The following is a 17,883-nucleotide window of genomic DNA, read 5'->3' on the forward strand; positions in this document are numbered from 1 at the left end:
GCTTGATTTTTTTGAGTAAAAAAAATGATAAACTTTTTAAGCAAACTACCTTGGTTACTGAGAATTTCATTCATTAGTATCGGATTTTTCGTAGGGGCAATACTCATCTTTGCAGGGCAACTGCTAATAGAAGGACGCCCAAAAGACTTCTTCACCGAAGGAGTTCCTGTGGCATACAGCACCATAGGAGCAGTTACTTTTTTCATTGCCTTGCTATTAGTCCAAAAACAACAAGGGAAAGGGACAAAGTTCTACCCTATATTTTACATATTGTGGATTACCCTGCTCTATATTGTTATTCTATACTACAGCTACGGCGAGGAGTGGAAAGAAAATATGTTTGGTTACACCCTCCTTTTCGGACTCATTCTCATAGCAGGAACCCCTCATAACATTATCTTTTTAGGATTGAGTTTTGGGCTGTTATACCTCTGCAAGGAGTCGTCTTCTTAATATTATCCGTACAGAAGGTTAAAAATGTTAATTCTCTTGACAAACAAACTGCAAAGCGCTACCTTTGTAGCGGAGAATTGATAAACGTATTGCCTATGAAACATCTTGCAATGTAGGCATATAGGTCAATAGAGTGATAACCTATGGCTTACTACAACATTACTAAAAGTATCACTCTCAAACTTAATTACAACAACTTCGTCAAAGTCCTTAACACCTGCAATGCGACCGCCTTTGACGAAGTTTTCTATTTCCTAAAAATTGCTATTTCAAAAAAACTTTGTACTTTTGCGCTTTACTAAAACTGATTGATTATGTCTTGGTTTAAAAGAACAGCAAAAGGAATACAAACCTCTACTGAGGAAAAGAAAGATATCCCTAAAGGATTATGGTATAAATCACCTAGTGGTAACATCGTGGAACAAGATGAGTTGGCTACCAACTTTTATGTAAGTCCTGATGATGGTTATCACGTGCGCATAGGCAGCAAAGAGTATTTCCAGATATTGTTTGATAACAACGAATTTCAGGAACTCAATGCCAAAATGACTTCTAAAGACCCGCTGAATTTCGTAGATACGAAAGCCTACACCCAGCGATTGGAAGAAGCCACCCAAAAAACGGATCTTAAAGATGCCGTTCGCACCGCCGTAGGTAACTCTAAAGGCAAACCTATAGTCATAGGCTGTATGGATTTCGCTTTCATCGGGGGTTCTATGGGAAGTGTAGTAGGTGAGAAAATCTGTCGTGCTATCGACTATGCTATCAAACACAAATTGCCTTTCTTAATGATTTCTAAATCGGGAGGGGCGCGAATGATGGAAGCTGCCCTTTCGCTAATGCAAATGGCTAAAACCTCTATCAAACTCGCACAGTTAGACGAAGCCAAACTACCTTATATTTCTCTCTGTACCGACCCTACAACCGGAGGGATAAGCGCTTCGTTTGCAATGCTTGGCGACATTAATATTGCCGAACCAGGTGCCCTCATAGGCTTTGCTGGTCCGCGCGTAGTGAAAGACACCACAGGGCAAGACCTTCCTGAAGACTTTCAAACTGCTGAGTTCTTACTCGAACACGGTTTCTTAGACTTCATCGTAAACCGCAAAGAACTCAAAGACAAGGTAAATCTCTACATCGACTTAGTGATGAACCGCCCAGTGAGATAAAGGGTAACCCCAAAAAGACCAATAGTAATATGAACACACTTGTCTTAAACAAAAATATTAATTTTGAAGAGTATCAACAAATAGTTGATTACTTTGCTACCATAGGGATTGAGGTAACCAATCCTTATAAATATCCCTCTCTAATTACTAATGAAGATAGAGAAGCAATTGCTTTAGCTCGCGAAGATGTTAAAAATGGCAATTGGATTGATGGAGAAGAATTGTTTGAGACTATTAGAAAAAAATATGCGAGTAAAATGGTCGGGTAAGGCAAGAACAGAATTAGAAAACACTTTAGACTTTTGGAGTGAAAAGAATAAATGTTACTCAAACTGACAAAATAACTGTAAACCAATTTTAGGACGTGACACTTGTTACCTCTTACCTCTTACCTAATAAAAATGACAACATTCAAAGCACCCAGTAATATCGCCCTGGTAAAATATTGGGGCAAAAAGGGAGAACAACTCCCTGCAAACCCCTCTATTAGTTTTACTCTTACGCATTGTTATACCGAGACTTCTATCGATTACGAACGTAGAAGTGAACTTTCTATAGCTTCAGGTGATTCTTTTTCTTTTAACTTTAGCTTTGAAGAACAACCTAAACCGTCATTTCACCCTAAAATCAGTACTTTTTTCGAACGCATTCTCCCTTACCTGCCTTTTTTAAAGGACTATCACTTCAACATTGCCTCTCATAATTCATTCCCACATAGCAGTGGCATTGCCTCCTCGGCGAGTGCTATGGCTGCCCTTTCGGTATGTTTGATGAAAATAGCTGTAGAATTAGGCGAAACTTATACCGAAGAAGCCTTTTGGCAAAAAGCGTCTTTCTTAGCGCGCTTAGGTTCGGGTAGTGCTTGCCGTAGTGTAAAAGGCAGTATTGTAGTATGGGGTGAACACCCTGCTATTGCAGGCAGTTCGGACGAATATGGCATTACCTACCCCCTACCCGTTCACGAAGTTTTTCAAAATTACCAAGATACTATCTTGCTCATCGACCGCGGTCAGAAGCAAGTGAGCAGCACTGTTGGGCATAACCTTATGCACGGTCACCCTTTTGCCGAGGCGCGTTTTACACAAGCTAATAAGAATATCAACCAACTCGTTAGCTGCTTTGCCTCTGGTGATATTGAGCATTTTATGGAGATTGTAGAAAGTGAAGCCCTCACCCTTCACGCGATGATGCAAACCAGCATTCCGTACTTTATCTTGATGCGTCCTAATACCTTAGAAGTCATTCAGCGTGTGTGGCAATACCGCAAAGACACCAAAGTACCGCTCTGCTTCACCCTTGATGCAGGTGCTAATGTGCACTTGTTATACCCTAAAACTTCTATTGCAGAAGTGCAAAAGTTTATTGCAGAAGAATTAGCGCAATTCTGTGAAGGACAGCACTACATTCACGACGAAGTAGGTCAGCTTATTTGAGATAACAAGATAGGTAAGGCACTTTTGTCAATCTCTTTGCTGGCAGTGAGCAAGGTTACCACTTTGTGTGTTTTCAGCGTTTCGCAAAAAGCGGGAAAATCCACATTGTGTTTTAGTTCTTCAGTATAATCCTTTTTAAAAGTATCAAAATCACCGTCTTGGTGATAGCGTTTGCGCAATTCGGTGCTTGGGGCGATTTCCTTTGCCCAAAGGTCTAAAGCAAGTGCTTCTTTTTTAATGCCGCGAGGCCAAAGGCGGTCGGCAAGTACTCTAAAACCATCGTTAGGGTCGTTTTCTTCATATACGCGTTTGAGATGTATTTCCATTGTTTATCTGTATTAGTTCGTACAAAGTTCGTACAAAGGTAGTGAAAAAAGTAAATATTTCGTACTTTTGCCGCTGATTTTTCAATATAAACAATGACTGCCCACCCACAACATCTTCTCAAACGTCTTTTAATTTGGCGTGTAAAACATATTTCCGATAGGCATTTTATCCTCATTCTCAGCGGGGTAATAGGTATTGCTACAGGCTTAGCGGCTTTGGCAATGCGCTCGTTCACACACCTTATTCAGTGGCTGTTAGACGGCAAACTCGCACAAACAATTACCTACGGATTTTACTTTATCCTCCCGATGTTGGGTTTTGCCATTGTCTATTTAGTAAAAAAATACGTAATACGCCACGATGTAAATCACGGAATTCCCTCAATTCTCTATGCAGTAGCCCATCAAAAAGGGATAATGAAGCGTTTTCAGGCGTATGGGAGTATTCTTGTAGCGCCTATTACTATCGGTTTTGGAGGTTCGGTAGGGCTCGAAGGACCTATGGTAGTAACAGGAGCAGGCATTAGTTCTAATATCTGTAGATTTTTTCACATCAACCAGTCAAACCGAATGTTGCTTTTAGCGTGTGCCTGTGCAGCGGCTTTGGCAGCTATCTTCAAAGTGCCTATTGCAGCCATATTGTTTGCTATCGAGGTTTTTGGCTTGGATTTAACGCTTTCATCGCTCATTCCGCTATTTATCGCTTCTCTCTGCGGGGTATTCACCTCTTATTTTTTCTTTGGTAGTGAAGTACTAATCCCAATGACGATCACACGTGCTTTTTCATTGCAAGGCATTCCGTTTTACATTCTTTTAGGGGTCGTAGGCGGACTAATGTCGGCTTATTTTACCTATATTTATGAGAAAATCAATGCTTTTTTCAAAAAGCTATCTTCTCCTTGGCTGCGAATTGTGGTAGGTGGAGCTCTTTTGGGGTTGCTTATCTACATAATGCCACCGCTTTACGGCGAAGGACACGAGATTATCAATCATTTGAAAGAAGGTCACCCCGAATTATCACTGAGTAGCAATATTTTCGGTTGGGATTTATCCAATGCGTGGGTGATTATCCTACTTTTGGCGGGACTTACCTTTGCCAAAGTCGTTGCTACCTCACTCACCTTTGGGGCAGGAGGCGTTGGGGGAATCTTTTCGCCTATGTTGTTTATGGGTGGAGTGATGGGCAACTGCTTGGCACGGATTATCAATGAGTTTCCTATCTTGGGCTACAAAGCTGCTTTGCCTAACTTCACTTTGGTGGGAATGACTGCCCTGATGACGGGTGTATTGCACGCACCCCTTACAGCCGTTTTCCTCATTGCCGAAGTAACTGGAGGTTATTCGCTGTTAGTACCCGCGATGCTCACCGCTGCGGTATCCTTTTCAGTAGCCAAATATTTCAATAAATATTCTATTTACACAATGGAATTAGGCAGAAAAGGAGAACTCATCTCCCAAAATAAAGACCAATCTATACTCACTCTAATGGACTTCGACCAAGTAATAGAACACAATTTTACCCCCGTATATACCGATATGAAACTCCGCGAGGTGGTGTACAACGCTGTACGCGAATCAAACCGCAACATCTACCCCGTACTCGACCGCGAAACGGGTACGCTACAAGGCGTAATCTTGCTTGACGACATACGACACTTAATTTTCGAAACCGATTATTACGATAAGATTCCTGCCGTAGAACTAATGCAAAAACCACCTGCCATCATAGAAATGGGCAAGGACAAAATGAGCACTGTAATGGATAAGTTTCAGCACACTGGCGCGTGGAATCTACCCGTAGTAAAGAACGGCAAGTACGAAGGCTTTATTTCCAAATCAAAATTACTGAGCATCTATAGGCGAAAATTAATCTACTTCACCCAATAAAATATTGCTTTTCCAAAATAATTGTATAACTTTGCTATTTAAAGAATTAAAAGTAAAATAACACTACTCCTCTTACCTCTTATCTCTTACCTAAAACACAGTGATTTCAAAAAACACCATTGATAAAGTATACGACCAAATGCGGGTGGAGGAAGTCATTGGCGACTTCGTCCAACTCAAGCGTGCAGGGTCTAATTACAAAGGATTGAGTCCGTTCTCCAACGAGCGGACGCCCAGCTTTATGGTCTCGCCCGTAAAGCAAATATGGAAAGACTTCAGTAGTGGCAAAGGCGGGAATGCTATTGCCTTCCTAATGGAACACGAGCACTTCACTTACCCCGAAGCCATTCGCTATTTGGCTAAAAAATACCATATAGACATTGAGGAAACCGAGCAATCTAACGAAGAAAAAGCACAGGCCGATGAACGCGAGAGCCTCTATATTGTATCAGAATATGCCCAACAATATTTTCAGGACACCCTCTTCAATACCGAAGCCGGCAAAGCTATCGGTATGACCTATTTCAAAGAACGCGGTTTTACTGAGGAAACCATCCAAAAATTCCGCTTAGGCTTCTCACCCGACGAGTGGACAGCCTTCACCGATACCGCCCTTGCCAAAGGCTATCAGTTGGAGTTCTTAGAAAAAACAGGACTCACCATCGTCAATGGCGACCGTAAATTCGACCGCTTCAAAGGGCGCGTGATGTTCCCCATTCACTCTATGAGTGGACGGGTATTGGGCTTCGGAGGGCGTATCCTCACCAACGACAAGAAACAAGCCAAATACCTCAACTCTCCCGAAAGCGAGATTTACCACAAGAGCAAAGTGCTGTACGGCATCTTCTTTGCCAAACAAGCTATCGCCAAAGCCGATAATTGCTATCTGGTGGAAGGCTATACCGATGTGATTCAAATGCACCAAAAAGGCATCGAAAATGTAGTAGCATCGAGCGGAACAGCACTTACGCAAGACCAAATACGGCTCATTCACCGCCTTACCCCCAACATCACAGTGCTGTACGACGGCGATGCCGCAGGCTTACGCGCTTCTATTCGTGGGGTAGACCTCATCTTGGAACAGGGTATGAATGTGAAGGTCTGCACCTTCCCCGATGGCGATGACCCCGATAGTTTTGCCCGCAAAACTGCCTACGAAGACCTCGTGCTATACCTCGAAAACAACGCCACCGATTTCATTCGCTTCAAAGCCTCTCTCCTAATGCAAGAGGCGCAGAACGACCCTATCAAAAAAGCCGAAACCATACGCGATATGGTAGAGAGCATCTCTAAAATCCCCGACCTTATCAAGCGGGAAGTATATGTGCGTGAGTGCGCTAGCATTATGGACATCTCGGAACAGGTGCTCTTCTCTACTTTGGCACAAATCCTCAAAAAGGACTTTTATGAAGGACAAAAAGTAGAGCGCAAGCAAAAAGCAGCGATGCAGGTAGTGCAAACGCCAGAAGAAGCCCAAAAACGCACCGTAAACCGCTTAGAAGTCTTGGAGTACGACCTCATCAAAAACCTTTTGCTCTACGGCAATAGAGAATGTATATTCACCGATACCATACTCGTAGAAGAGGAAGACGGCACCCTCAAAGAACAACAGATACAGCAAACACTAAAAGTCTATGAAAAGATATTCCTTGAACTCCAAGAAGACGAAATAGAGCTCGCCAACCCCGATTTCAAACAAATCTACGAACTGCTGATGGGCAAACTCAGCGAAAACCCTGCTTATGATGTCAATCGCATCGCCAACGAGTTGCCTATAGAACTAAGTGAAAAAGTATCGGGAATGTTGTTAGACGACGAAAACAATCAGCTACACGATTGGAGCAAACGCGACATCGTCCCCAAAGCAAAAGACGCTCACCTTGAAACTATTGTAGGCGATATCATTCTCAATATTAGGAATTTGTTAGTACACCATCTCATCCAAAGTCTTACACAGCAAATGGCGCAAGCTAACGAAGAAGAAAAGAAAGAACTTTTAGAGAACGTAATGAACTACATCCAGTTGCAAAAACTCTTAGCCAAACGCCTCAATATCGTAGTGAATTATTAATCATTTTTAATGAGTTTGAGACTCTCTTACCTCCTATCTCTTACCTCTTACCTAAATATCGGTAGCTTTTTTCTTAGAAAAATATCACTTTGGAACGATTTTAGCTACACATTTTTGCGAAAAGCAGAAAATTATCTTTTTTATGAAACGCCTATTATTCTTTAGCGTATTGAGCGCTCTCCTTTTTGCAGCTTGCAACGATACTAACAATGACAAAAATAACACCTATTTGCCCCCTTCAGTGGGTCCTATCAACAGTGTAGCTGTGGTGATTGACAACGACTTATGGGAAGGCACCATAGGTGATACCATTCGCCGTTACTTCGCTGCCCCTGTAGACGGGCTACCTACTGAAGAACCTACCTTTACTCTCCATCAAATCCCCCCCCAAGTATTTGAAGGCAATACCCGCAATAGCCGCAATATCCTCATCGTTCAACGCGGCGATGAGAAAAAAGCGTTTGTAAAAGAAAATCTTTTTGCTAAACCTCAAGTAGTGTGTGTAGTACAAGGCAAACAAGTACGCGACATCGCTTGCAAGGTTGAAGAATACCACAAAGAGTTTGTCAATGAGTTTAAAAACAGTGAACTTACCGAAACACGCAAACGCTTTGATAATTCCCTTAGTAAAGACAAACAAGTAGAAAATACCTTAGGCGTTAAATTCACTATGCCTAACGTGTTTAATATCCAAAAGTACGGCAACAACTTCTTTTGGATGGAACGCCCTATCAAAGGCGGTAAAGCAAGCATCATCCTCTACGAAATGCCCCTTGGCAGCATCCCTACCGATGAGGAAGGACGCGCCAAAGCCATTGTGAGAATGCGTGATTCTATAGGCGAAAAATATATCCCAGGACCCGAAAAAGGTATGTATATGGTTACCGAAACCTACCTTGCCCCCAGCATCAGTGAGGTGATGATCAAAGGACATAAAGCTATTGAAAGCAAAGGCTTATGGGAAGTAAAAGGCTTCGCTCTTGGAGGTCCTTATATCAACTACATCATTGAGGATAAAGCCCATAACCGACTCTTAGTAGTGGAAGGTTTCCTATATGCTCCAGGAGTCGCCAAACGCGATATGCTCTTTGAACTCGAAGCAATTATCAAATCATTGGAGTTTAGCAGTTAGCTGTTAAATGATAAATCGTTATCTACTCATAGCAACCTACTTCTTATTCCTTACCTCTTATCTAAATGCTCAATCTATAGGGGTAGGAGTACTCACGGTGAACACTACCTATCCGCTTGCTTTATATACACAGGAAAACAACACACTTCCTGCTATGGTGATACGCTTTAAACCCCACTTACACCCTACAGGGCATTTTTTGATGAGTTACAACTATGTATAATGGCAAAAAAACCTAAACAAAGCAATTTAGGTTTAATTATTGTCTTTCTTCTTTTTGAGATGTAAATATAATCTATGTGCAAAAATTATAAAACATCCAGCAAAAACAATTATAAATGTTTTTAGCAATGTTTCATAACTGAAGTATGAACTTTTAGAAGTATTGAAAAAATTGGCATAAAAGAACAATACTATCCAAACAAGCAGAATAATAAAGATAAGTTTTTTTGTTGTCATAATGTATTAGTGGTTTTGTATTTGAAAAAAGAATACCAAAGTTCAGAAACTTTAGACAAAGATACGATAAATAAATGAATTATGCTTTTTTTAATGTAGAAAAAAAGAGATTTTAAAAGTAATTTTGATTTAGCTCCAATACTTTTATTGACAATTAGGAGATTGAAAATAAGATAGTAATAAATAAAACTTCCAATTGAGACTATTTTGAGAAAAGGAAAAATCTCTTCGCAAGACATCTATTATTACTTTCAGAATCTGCAGGTTGATTGTCAATTCAAAAAAGTTTTATACCTTTGCACCACAAACAAGTAATAGCTAATAGGTAGCCCTTTACCTCTTATCTCTTACCTCTTAACTAATAGAAACTATGCTAAGTATATTTTTAGGAATGATAGGAACCGGTCAAATCCTTATCATTGTAGCTATTGTATTATTGCTCTTTGGAGGCAAAAAAATCCCTGAACTAATGCGCGGTTTGGGCAGTGGCATCCGCGAGTTCAAAGATGCCGCTAAAGACCCCAACGAAAAGAAACCCGAAAACACTGAGAAATCAGAAATTGAGACATCAAAATAATTTTATATAACTCAAATTCAATAGGTACCTCAGTAATTTTTACTTAAAAAATCGCAAGAAATGAAAAATAGTAGTATCTCCCTATGTTACAAAATAGGGTATTACATCAGTCTTTTTGGAGTGGCAACTATTCTACTTTGGATAGGCGCATTCAAGTTTACACATGCTGAGGCAGAGGGAATTAAATCCTTGGTAGAACAAAGTTTCCTGCTATCATGGCTTTATAAAATTCTAAGTTTGCAAGGAGTTTCCAATCTCATCGGCGTAATAGAGATAGCTATAGCAGTAGCACTGATAATAGGGATATTCTCTCCCATAGTACGTAAATTAGCCTTTGTAGGTTGTACAATTACTTTTCTTATTACTTTGAGTTTTCTTTTTACTTCTGCTAAAACCTTTTACTATATAGAAGGAGTTCCCGTTACTGATTTCTTTATTTTAAAAGATATTCCTATGTTAGGCTTTGGAATGATGAGTATGAACAAGCCTAAGTAGCTTCTTTAAAATGGAAAGAAGGATATTGCTGTAGCAAATGTAGTCATAAAAAAATATCAAGTCAGAAAAGATTTTCATGGATTTGATACAGAAAGTACTACTGCAGGAACACTATTTTATGCAAAAAGTCTGCGAAGCTATGAAATCCAATGAATTGCACAAATTGAATGATAGCGTTTAGGTTGATGAATTTAGCATAGACCAATATTTAGCGGAATACAGTTTTAGAATTAATTGCTCACAAAATAAAGTTTACAATTTAACACTATGATTTTAACAACAACCCCCACACTCGAAGGACAACCTATCAAACAGTATTTAGGTATCGTTACCGGTGAAACCATCATTGGAGCAAATGCTATTAAAGATTTTATGGCTGGACTTACCGACTTCTTTGGCGGACGCTCCTCTACCTACGAAAAAGTCCTTATCGAAGCCAAAGATTCTGCCCTTGCTGAACTCCAACAACGCGCTGCCCAAAAAGGTGCTAATGCGATCGTTGGCATCGACCTCGATTATGAAACCGTAGGCGCTAATGGCGGTATGCTAATGGTTACTGTCAGCGGCACAGCTGTAGTTATCTAATTAGCAAATTCACCAATGAGTAACGACACTCTCTAACACCTAAAACCTGACCCCTGAAACCTATTTCCGACAAATTAGTGAATTGGTATGCCACCGCCCAGCGCGAATTGCCTTGGCGTGGCACTACCGACCCTTATAAGGTGTGGCTCTCCGAAATTATTCTCCAGCAAACGCGTGTCGTACAAGGGCTACCCTACTACCAGCGCTTTATTAGCAACTATCCCACCATCACCGATTTGGCAAAAGCCCCCGAAGAAGAAGTCCTCAAACTATGGCAGGGCTTAGGCTACTACTCCCGCGCCAAAAATCTGCACCACACCGCCCAATATATCGCTACCGAACTGGGCGGCATCTTCCCCAAAAACTATAAAGAACTCGTAAAACTCAAAGGCATAGGCGACTATACAGCCAGTGCCATCGCCTCTTTTTGCTATAACGAACCCTGCCCTGTAGTCGATGGTAATGTATACCGCGTGCTCTCACGTGTGTTTGGCATCGCAACCCCTATCAACAGCACTCAAGGAGCAAAAGAGTTTAAAGCCTTGGCACATGAGTGTTTAGATAAAGCCAATGCAGGTGTTTACAACCAAGCAATAATGGAGTTTGGTGCACTGCAATGCACTCCCCAGAGTCCCGATTGCGCTAATTGCGTATTGCGCGACCATTGTTGGGCATTCCACCATAATAAGGTAAACGAATTACCCGTAAAACTCAAGAAAATCACTATCAAAAAACGTTATTTCAACTACCTCGTATGGTTAAACCCCTACGGACAAACCCTCTTACAAAAGCGTGAAGGCAAAGATATATGGCACGGACTCTATGAGTTCCCGTTACTCGAAACACACGCTCCCGCCACTGCCGACACCATAGCTACCGCTCACCCCACAGCTACCGTGAGTTTATACAACGAAACACCTGTAATCCACAAACTCACACACCAGCATATCTACACTTCTTTTTGGATTATCACCACCCCCGAACCCCTTGACAACAGCATACCCACCACCGATATACACCGCTACCCCGTATCGGCACTCACCGCAAATTTCATCACCAAGTTTTGGAAATAGGAAAAATAGAAATTATTTTATACCTTTGTAGGCTGAATAAAGTCCTAATTTTTTATTTGATGGTTATTTGATAGAAATGTAAAAATATTAAAACTTATACTCTATGAAATTAACACTCTTACTCGTTATTGCTTGTATTGCCAATACCTTTGCTCAACTCTCACCACAAGCCTTAGACTCCTTACAACAAGTGAAGTACATCAAAGCAAAGTATGTATTGCACGCCAGTCAAAACATTTCTTTAGCCCCAAGCAGACTCTATACGTTAAAAGGTGAAAAATATTATGGCGAATATGTAACCAAATACGACCACCGAGGCAGCGCTCTGGAGTTTTATAGCGGAGGTTCAGAAGGTTATATACCTCACAAACGCTATAATACCTATGGCAAAGACCTGCCTTTTGAAGCCGATATGTACGAATTCCATATCAAAATAGACAAAAAGCACGGCATTATCATCGACAATGGGGAAACACATCGCAATTTCCACTTCATCAAAGGCGAAAAGAAAATAAAAGTCCCCACCAACTCCCAAGGTCGCTTTATCATTTATGAGTATTTATGATAATCAATCGCTTTTAAAGTGTGTGGTGTAGGAAAGCCAGCGATAGCAGGGTGTTACAATAGAGTTATTTATAGTAGCACGAGCTACAAGCTCGCGCCAGCAGGGGGCGTCAATTATAAAATCATAATACCTCCAAAGAGTATTTAATTCTTTGGAGGTATTTTCTGCAAAAAAGCACTATAGCTCTGTAATCATAGGTATAACTATAGACTTGTGCCAGTGGTATTTTACTAATTTGCTGTTATTTCGTAGCTTCTTTCACTTCTTTTTCGAGGTCTTCTATGCGGTTCTTTAAATCATCTGATAACTTTTGAGCAGAACCTTTTAACTTTTTCAGATTGAACGAAAGTATTACAGATGAAATACCTGTGGAGATAAATGCTAAACCTGTGAATACTACTAATGAGATACCTGTAAAGATAGGATTAGCAATCAAAATGAACGAGAGGATAATACTCAATACGCTCACTATGGCTAAGTTCCCCCAATTCAGTACGCCTGCTTCTTTTTCTTCGAAGGCAAAACCAAGTAGCTCAAACGAACGGAATAGCAACGTAAAACCTACTACCAATGGTAATATAAACATTGATAGGGCAGGATACATAAGTAAAAAGATACCCATTATCAATGAAATAAGTCCGCTTACCAAATACCAGCCCCAACCATTAAGATTTTTAGTATTCTGTAGGGCAAAGAAGGTTTCAATTATCCCCGATACTAAGAACGAAAGACTAAAGAGTATTGAAAGGGTAAGATAAGAATCTTGTGGTGATATAATTACCCCTATACCACAAAGAATGAACAAAATCCCTAATATAAGGGGAATGTACCAGTGTTTTACTGATCTTCTGATGGATTTGAAAAAATGCAACATAACTTTATCATTTAAAAATTAATGACGCAAATGTAAGGATATTTTTTTGATTAGCAAAATATTTTCAAACAAATTTAAATTGCGAATAAATAAAAGATATATTATCTTTGCACTGTCTATGGAACTAACACTGTCACCAACAGAAATAGAGGAACTTAGAAAGCTCCAACGCAACTTGCAAGGTCGCTCGGATTATGCCCGAGTTACCTGCATTTTGATGCTTTCTATGGGCAATACTCCTATTTTTGTTGCTGATTGCTTGGGTATAGATATTTCTACTATTTATCGTTATCGTTCCTTATATCTTGAAGGAGGACTAGATAAACTCCTTGAGAATCGTTATAGAGGTTATCAAGGTCTGCTTAATATTTTTCAAATAGAATCCTTAAAACAAGAGTTACGCACACATCTTTATACAGATGCAAAACAAGTATCTCAATGGGTTAAAGACACTTTTGAAGTTACCTATACTCCACAAGGAATGGCTGATTTACTTAACAGAATTGGTTTTTCCTATAAGAAAACAACCGAAGTGCCTTGTGAGGCGGATCCTTTAAAACAAAAACTATTTGCTGAAGCGCTCTCTAAAATTCTTTAAGAAAAGGAAGAAGGGGATGTGGTGTATTTTGCCGATGGTGTTCATCCTACGCACAACAGCCGTTCCACTTATGCTTGGATAGAGAAAGGTAAAGAGTTTCAACAACCAACAGTTAGTGGGCGTGATAGAGTGAATATCAATGGTTTGCTTAATGCTTATGATGTTACAGATGTAATAGCTCTTGATTGTGAATGCGTTAATGCAGAATCAACAAAAGAACTTTACGAATTAGCTCTTAAAAAGCATCCAAACGCTAAAAATATTTATATTATATCCGATAATGTTCGCTATTATCACAATAAAGAGCTTCAAAACTGGGTAGAAGATAATAGAATTAAGCAAATTTTCTTGCCTCCATACTCTCCGAACCTCAATTTAATAGAGCGCTTGTGGAAATTCTTACGAAAAAAAGTAATCAATACGGGTTTCTATCGGAACAAGACAGAATTCCGAGATGCTATAAGGAATTTCTTTGATAATATACATACTTATAAAAAGGAGTTAGAGTCACTTCTAACTCTCAATTTCCGTTTGATAAATTCGCAAACCATTTCTTTTTGACTATAATTTATGAAGTTTAGAAAAATAAAAGAAATCCAAAAAGTAAAAGCTTTTGACCCAAAAACAGAGGTCTATTCAGTAGATGAACCTACTAAAGGAATACTTTTTAATGAGGTCTTTATACCTTTAGAAAAAGTACCATTAGACATAATAGCAATAGGTCAAAAAATCTTCACAGTAGATGGAGCAAGGTGTTTAAAAATATGGCAAGATGGGATACTTTTAAAAACTATTGAAAAAGCAGATTTATTATCTCCTTCTAATGATAAATGGGTTTGGAAGTATTATCTTGATAAAAAAGATTACAAAAATTACTTCAATATTCTTGATTTAGAGATTAACCAGCTAATTTTCAAAGAGTATATCCCATATAAGCTATATGTAGAAAAAAATATCATTATAGCGTATGATATTTTCGAGGGAGAGATAAAGCGTATCAATACCGATACAGAAACACTTTGGCAATTTACCATTGCTTCCTTAGGGGATTCTCCTTATCCTGATGAAGAAGATAAAATCGGAAAATTTTTAGGCATTACTAACAATTATCTATGGATAGTAACCAACTTAGGTCGACTTATTGCCTTAGATATACAGACAGGGGAAGTCCAAAAAGTAGCCTCTCCTCATACAACAGATGAGAAATATAATTATCATTTAAACAAGGCTTTTGGACACATTTATATAAAAGAAGAAGACGGAAATTTGTATTGTATGTCATATAATATGGTTACCATTATAGATACTCAAACATTTGCCATAAAAGAAGAATATAATTTTCGCGAGGAAGACCCCGAAGGAATGGGACAATATGAGTCTGTTTACACCCCTCTCCTTCAAGGTGATTATTTCACTTTTTTAGGTTCTAAACATAAAGAATATGGAGGTATAGGTTGGATAGGTATTTTTGATTACAAGGCGAGAAAGTTAGTATGGGAATACGAACTTTTTCCTTTTGAAGAAAGAAAAGCTACTCGCAATCGTTTAGTTGCCCCCCAACCCTTGTATATGAGTGGTAATAAATTGTATATCAAAGATATAAAAGATAACTTGTACATTTTTGAAAGAGAGGAATAGAATATTTACACCTAAATCACCGTCAAGTGAAAATTCATGTTTCACATACCATCACTCCTCTTCTCAATCCTATAAATTTCATCACCAAATTTTGGAAGCAGGAAAAATAGAAATTATTCCTTATCTTTGTACGCTGAATAAAGTCCTAATTTTTATTTGATGGTCATTTGATAGAAATGTAAAAATATTAAAACTTATACTCTATGAAATTAACACTCTTACTCGTTATTGCTTGTATTGCCAATACCTTTGCTCAACTCTCACCACAAGCCTTAGACTCCTTACAGCAAGTGAAGTACATCAAAGCAAAGTACGTATTGCACGCCAATCAAAACATTTCTTTAGCCCCAAGCAGACTCTATACGTTAAAAGGTGAAAAATATTATGGCGAATATGTAACCAAATATGACCACCGAGGCACAGCTCTTGAGTTTTACAGCGGAGGTTCAGAAGGTTATATCCCTCACAAACGCTATAATACCTATGGCAAAGACCTGCCTTTTGAAGCCGATATGTACGAATTCCATATCAAAATAGACAAAAAGCACGGCGCCATCATCGACAATGGGGAAACACATCGCAATTTCCACTTCATCAAAGGCGAAAAGAAAATAAAAGTCCCCACCAACTCCCAAGGTCGCTTTATCATTTATGAGTACTATTAATAGCAATTTTCATCTCCAAATTTTGGTAAGTAGAAAAAAAGTTGTACTTTTGAAAAATATTTTGATTATCAACTCTATATTTATATATTTTATCAATGAACGGAACTTTAAATAAAGTTATTCTCATAGGTCGTATGGGAGATGTTGTAAAACTTACGTATTTTAGCGAAGGCAACTGCATCGGTCAGTTCCCCTTAGCCACTGATGATGAGTATACTAACCGCGCTACGAACGAGCGTATGAGCAGTACCGAATGGCATACTATCATCGTGCGCAACAAGCTCGCTGAACTCGTAGAAAAATACACTCACAAAGGCGACCTTATCTATGTGGAAGGGCGCATCAAAACGCGCAAATGGCAAACGGAAGACGGCGCAATGCGCTATATGACTGAAATCCACGCTACTGATGTAACTTTTCTACCAAACCCCAAACGCGATGGGCAACCCAAAACTGCCCCTAAAACGGCTGAACCTAAAGGATATGAACCTCCGGTAAGCACCCAGCCGCCTTTCTAAATGTATAACGAAATAATAATATTTTGGAAACAGAACCTTTGTCGGTACTCTCATTGATGCCTTTCTTAGCTATCGATGTGAGTATCGTTATTCAATTTGCAGTGTTTGTAGTACTATTGCTGTGCTCGGCTCTCATCTCAGGAGCTGAAGTAGCTCTCTTTTCACTCACTCCTGCCGAAGTGAATACCCTCCGTGAGGAGAAAATACCTTCTAGCAATATCATTGCCAAGCTCGTAGACAACCCCAAAAAGCTCTTGGCAACAGTGCTTATTGCCAACAACTTAGTAAATATCTCTATCGTACTCCTCTTCGTAGATTTAGGCGACTTCCTCTTTGGCGGCATTACCACTCCTTGGGTGCGAACCGTACTCGATGTGGGGGTAGTAACCTTTGTTCTCTTGCTCTGCGGCGAAATTCTGCCTAAAATCTATGCCAATCGCAACAACATACAGTTTGCACAGCGGGTAGGCTATTTTATCTATGTACTCGATTCAGTTTTTACCCCCATCAGCGTACCGATGAAAGCCTTTACAGTATGGATTCAGAAGCGTTTAGGCAAACAGAAAAGCAATATTTCAATAGGGCAACTCTCACAAGCCTTAGAACTTGCCTCGGAAGAAGATACCACCAATGAGGAAAAGAAAATATTGGAAAGCATCGTGTCGTTTGGCAATACCGAAACGCGCGAAGTAATGGTGCCCCGCGTAGATATCTTTGCCCTTAGCGAAGAACTTTCTTATCAGGAATTGCTCAACGAAATTGTAGCCATAGGCTATTCGCGCATTCCCGTATATCGCGAGAGTTTAGACAATATCACAGGGGTGATTTACATCAAAGACCTCTTGCCTCACTTAGATAAAACCGACTTCGATTGGAATAGTGTAAAACGCAACGCCTTTTTCGTGCCTGAAAACAAAAAACTCGACGATTTGCTCAGCGAGTTCCAAGAAAAGAAAATACACCTCGCCGTAGTGGTTGATGAGTATGGAGGCACTTGTGGCGTGATTACCTTAGAGGATATTATCGAAGAGATTGTAGGCAGTATCAACGATGAGTTTGACGACGATGATGTAACCTACTTCAAAGTAGATGATAACACCTTTATTTTTGAAGGAAAAACAGTGTTAAAGGATTTCTATCGCATCCTTGATTTCAACGATGAAGAAGAGGCTCTTTTTGACGAAAAACGCGGTGATGCCGAAACACTTGCCGGCTTCCTTTTAGAGATAGCAGGTAATTTCCCTCAAAAAGGAATCCCTATTCTTTTCAACAACTACAAATTCATTGTAGAAGCCTTTGATAAAAAACGCATCAAGCAAGTAAAAATCATCAGAACCCCTAACCCCTAAAACCTGAAACCTAACC

At 39.6% G+C, this 17,883-nt stretch carries 20 protein-coding genes and 1 pseudogene; 19 read left to right on the plus strand and 2 right to left on the minus strand.

The genetic code is table 11. The annotated features are described in order from the left end of the window. The first annotated feature begins 24 nt into the window (after positions 1-24). The 4 genes from DR017_RS08705 (at position 25) to DR017_RS08725 (ending at position 3,055) form a co-directional block, all read left to right on the plus strand. Positions 25-453 carry a hypothetical protein gene (locus DR017_RS08705; protein WP_002681953.1) on the plus strand — a complete coding sequence of 143 codons (429 nt, stop codon included), beginning with the start codon at positions 25-27 and terminating at the stop codon, positions 451-453. A gap of 314 nt (positions 454-767) precedes the next feature. Continuing rightward, the gene (gene accD, locus DR017_RS08710) at positions 768-1,622 is read left to right on the plus strand and encodes an acetyl-CoA carboxylase, carboxyltransferase subunit beta (RefSeq protein WP_002681938.1); all 855 of its coding nucleotides are present in this window, start codon (positions 768-770) and stop codon (positions 1,620-1,622) included. A gap of 29 nt (positions 1,623-1,651) precedes the next feature. Continuing rightward, entirely contained in the window at positions 1,652-1,891 is a 240-nt protein-coding gene (locus DR017_RS08715) for a hypothetical protein (protein ID WP_002681966.1), read from the plus strand. Between the two features lie 132 nt (positions 1,892-2,023). Next, positions 2,024-3,055, plus strand: a complete 1,032-nt coding sequence (locus DR017_RS08725; protein ID WP_002681928.1) for a diphosphomevalonate decarboxylase — start codon at positions 2,024-2,026, stop codon at positions 3,053-3,055. Here DR017_RS08725 and DR017_RS08730 read toward each other — a convergent pair. Next, the gene (locus DR017_RS08730) at positions 3,043-3,381 is read right to left on the minus strand and encodes a DUF488 domain-containing protein (protein ID WP_002681948.1); all 339 of its coding nucleotides are present in this window, start codon (positions 3,379-3,381) and stop codon (positions 3,043-3,045) included. The two genes, DR017_RS08725 and DR017_RS08730, sit on opposite strands and share 13 nt — an antisense overlap. A gap of 93 nt (positions 3,382-3,474) precedes the next feature. Between DR017_RS08730 and DR017_RS08735 the strand changes: the two genes are divergently transcribed. The 9 genes from DR017_RS08735 to DR017_RS08775 all read left to right on the plus strand — a co-directional run bounded on the left by DR017_RS08735 (position 3,475) and on the right by DR017_RS08775 (position 12,225). Further along, entirely contained in the window at positions 3,475-5,268 is a 1,794-nt protein-coding gene (locus tag DR017_RS08735; protein WP_002681924.1) for a chloride channel protein, read from the plus strand. Between the two features lie 100 nt (positions 5,269-5,368). After that, the gene (gene dnaG / locus DR017_RS08740) at positions 5,369-7,339 is read left to right on the plus strand and encodes a DNA primase (RefSeq protein ID WP_002681968.1); all 1,971 of its coding nucleotides are present in this window, start codon (positions 5,369-5,371) and stop codon (positions 7,337-7,339) included. Between the two features lie 142 nt (positions 7,340-7,481). Further along, entirely contained in the window at positions 7,482-8,471 is a 990-nt protein-coding gene (locus DR017_RS08745) for a DUF4837 family protein (RefSeq protein WP_002681945.1), read from the plus strand. Positions 8,472-8,478: 7 nt separating this feature from the next. Beyond that, positions 8,479-8,694: a hypothetical protein gene (locus DR017_RS08750; RefSeq protein WP_002681944.1), complete on the plus strand. Its 216-nt coding sequence runs from the start codon at positions 8,479-8,481 to the stop codon at positions 8,692-8,694. A 606-nt stretch (positions 8,695-9,300) separates the two neighbouring features. Beyond that, positions 9,301-9,507 carry a Sec-independent protein translocase subunit TatA/TatB gene (locus DR017_RS08755; RefSeq protein ID WP_002681931.1) on the plus strand — a complete coding sequence of 69 codons (207 nt, stop codon included), beginning with the start codon at positions 9,301-9,303 and terminating at the stop codon, positions 9,505-9,507. Positions 9,508-9,567: 60 nt separating this feature from the next. Further along, complete coding sequence (locus DR017_RS08760) at positions 9,568-10,002, plus strand: DUF417 family protein (protein WP_002681974.1); 435 nt, start codon at positions 9,568-9,570, stop codon at positions 10,000-10,002. 267 nt (positions 10,003-10,269) lie between these two features. After that, positions 10,270-10,587 carry a heavy metal-binding domain-containing protein gene (locus DR017_RS08765; RefSeq protein ID WP_002681982.1) on the plus strand — a complete coding sequence of 106 codons (318 nt, stop codon included), beginning with the start codon at positions 10,270-10,272 and terminating at the stop codon, positions 10,585-10,587. Between the two features lie 77 nt (positions 10,588-10,664). Then, entirely contained in the window at positions 10,665-11,660 is a 996-nt protein-coding gene (gene mutY / locus DR017_RS08770) for an A/G-specific adenine glycosylase (protein WP_256587564.1), read from the plus strand. 103 nt (positions 11,661-11,763) lie between these two features. Further along, positions 11,764-12,225 carry a hypothetical protein gene (locus DR017_RS08775; protein ID WP_095909110.1) on the plus strand — a complete coding sequence of 154 codons (462 nt, stop codon included), beginning with the start codon at positions 11,764-11,766 and terminating at the stop codon, positions 12,223-12,225. 241 nt (positions 12,226-12,466) lie between these two features. Here DR017_RS08775 and DR017_RS08780 read toward each other — a convergent pair whose 3' ends face one another. Then, positions 12,467-13,099: an HdeD family acid-resistance protein gene (locus DR017_RS08780; RefSeq protein WP_002682371.1), complete on the minus strand. Its 633-nt coding sequence runs from the start codon at positions 13,097-13,099 to the stop codon at positions 12,467-12,469. Positions 13,100-13,217: 118 nt separating this feature from the next. Between DR017_RS08780 and DR017_RS14365 the strand changes: the two genes are divergently transcribed. The 6 genes and pseudogenes from DR017_RS14365 (at position 13,218) to DR017_RS08805 (ending at position 17,867) form a co-directional block, all read left to right on the plus strand. Next, entirely contained in the window at positions 13,218-13,697 is a 480-nt protein-coding gene (locus DR017_RS14365) for a helix-turn-helix domain-containing protein (protein ID WP_232501580.1), read from the plus strand. A 15-nt stretch (positions 13,698-13,712) separates the two neighbouring features. Then, positions 13,713-14,258: pseudogene (locus DR017_RS14370) on the plus strand (IS630 family transposase); the annotation flags it as partial. Positions 14,259-14,267: 9 nt separating this feature from the next. Beyond that, positions 14,268-15,335, plus strand: a complete 1,068-nt coding sequence (locus tag DR017_RS08790; protein ID WP_002682369.1) for a hypothetical protein — start codon at positions 14,268-14,270, stop codon at positions 15,333-15,335. A 203-nt stretch (positions 15,336-15,538) separates the two neighbouring features. After that, the gene (locus DR017_RS08795) at positions 15,539-16,000 is read left to right on the plus strand and encodes a hypothetical protein (protein WP_095909109.1); all 462 of its coding nucleotides are present in this window, start codon (positions 15,539-15,541) and stop codon (positions 15,998-16,000) included. 95 nt (positions 16,001-16,095) lie between these two features. Next, entirely contained in the window at positions 16,096-16,518 is a 423-nt protein-coding gene (locus DR017_RS08800) for a single-stranded DNA-binding protein (RefSeq protein ID WP_040361708.1), read from the plus strand. Between the two features lie 56 nt (positions 16,519-16,574). Then, positions 16,575-17,867: a gliding motility-associated protein GldE gene (locus DR017_RS08805; RefSeq protein WP_040361706.1), complete on the plus strand. Its 1,293-nt coding sequence runs from the start codon at positions 16,575-16,577 to the stop codon at positions 17,865-17,867. The last annotated feature ends 16 nt before the right edge of the window (positions 17,868-17,883 follow it).

The sequence above is a fragment of the Capnocytophaga sputigena genome (genome assembly GCF_900446695.1).
GTDB classification, from domain to species: domain Bacteria; phylum Bacteroidota; class Bacteroidia; order Flavobacteriales; family Flavobacteriaceae; genus Capnocytophaga; species Capnocytophaga sputigena.

Coding starts and splice junctions, on each gene's coding strand:
- DR017_RS08705 (WP_002681953.1), top strand. CDS start 25: ATGATAAACTTTTTAAGCAAACTACCTTGGTTACTGAGAATTTCATTC.
- accD (WP_002681938.1), top strand. CDS start 768: ATGTCTTGGTTTAAAAGAACAGCAAAAGGAATACAAACCTCTACTGAG.
- DR017_RS08715 (WP_002681966.1), top strand. CDS start 1,652: ATGAACACACTTGTCTTAAACAAAAATATTAATTTTGAAGAGTATCAA.
- DR017_RS08725 (WP_002681928.1), top strand. CDS start 2,024: ATGACAACATTCAAAGCACCCAGTAATATCGCCCTGGTAAAATATTGG.
- DR017_RS08730 (WP_002681948.1), bottom strand. CDS start 3,381: ATGGAAATACATCTCAAACGCGTATATGAAGAAAACGACCCTAACGAT.
- DR017_RS08735 (WP_002681924.1), top strand. CDS start 3,475: ATGACTGCCCACCCACAACATCTTCTCAAACGTCTTTTAATTTGGCGT.
- DR017_RS08745 (WP_002681945.1), top strand. CDS start 7,482: ATGAAACGCCTATTATTCTTTAGCGTATTGAGCGCTCTCCTTTTTGCA.
- DR017_RS08750 (WP_002681944.1), top strand. CDS start 8,479: ATGATAAATCGTTATCTACTCATAGCAACCTACTTCTTATTCCTTACC.
- DR017_RS08755 (WP_002681931.1), top strand. CDS start 9,301: ATGCTAAGTATATTTTTAGGAATGATAGGAACCGGTCAAATCCTTATC.
- DR017_RS08760 (WP_002681974.1), top strand. CDS start 9,568: ATGAAAAATAGTAGTATCTCCCTATGTTACAAAATAGGGTATTACATC.
- DR017_RS08765 (WP_002681982.1), top strand. CDS start 10,270: ATGATTTTAACAACAACCCCCACACTCGAAGGACAACCTATCAAACAG.
- DR017_RS08775 (WP_095909110.1), top strand. CDS start 11,764: ATGAAATTAACACTCTTACTCGTTATTGCTTGTATTGCCAATACCTTT.
- DR017_RS08780 (WP_002682371.1), bottom strand. CDS start 13,099: ATGTTGCATTTTTTCAAATCCATCAGAAGATCAGTAAAACACTGGTAC.
- DR017_RS14365 (WP_232501580.1), top strand. CDS start 13,218: ATGGAACTAACACTGTCACCAACAGAAATAGAGGAACTTAGAAAGCTC.
- DR017_RS08790 (WP_002682369.1), top strand. CDS start 14,268: ATGAAGTTTAGAAAAATAAAAGAAATCCAAAAAGTAAAAGCTTTTGAC.
- DR017_RS08795 (WP_095909109.1), top strand. CDS start 15,539: ATGAAATTAACACTCTTACTCGTTATTGCTTGTATTGCCAATACCTTT.
- DR017_RS08800 (WP_040361708.1), top strand. CDS start 16,096: ATGAACGGAACTTTAAATAAAGTTATTCTCATAGGTCGTATGGGAGAT.
- DR017_RS08805 (WP_040361706.1), top strand. CDS start 16,575: ATGCCTTTCTTAGCTATCGATGTGAGTATCGTTATTCAATTTGCAGTG.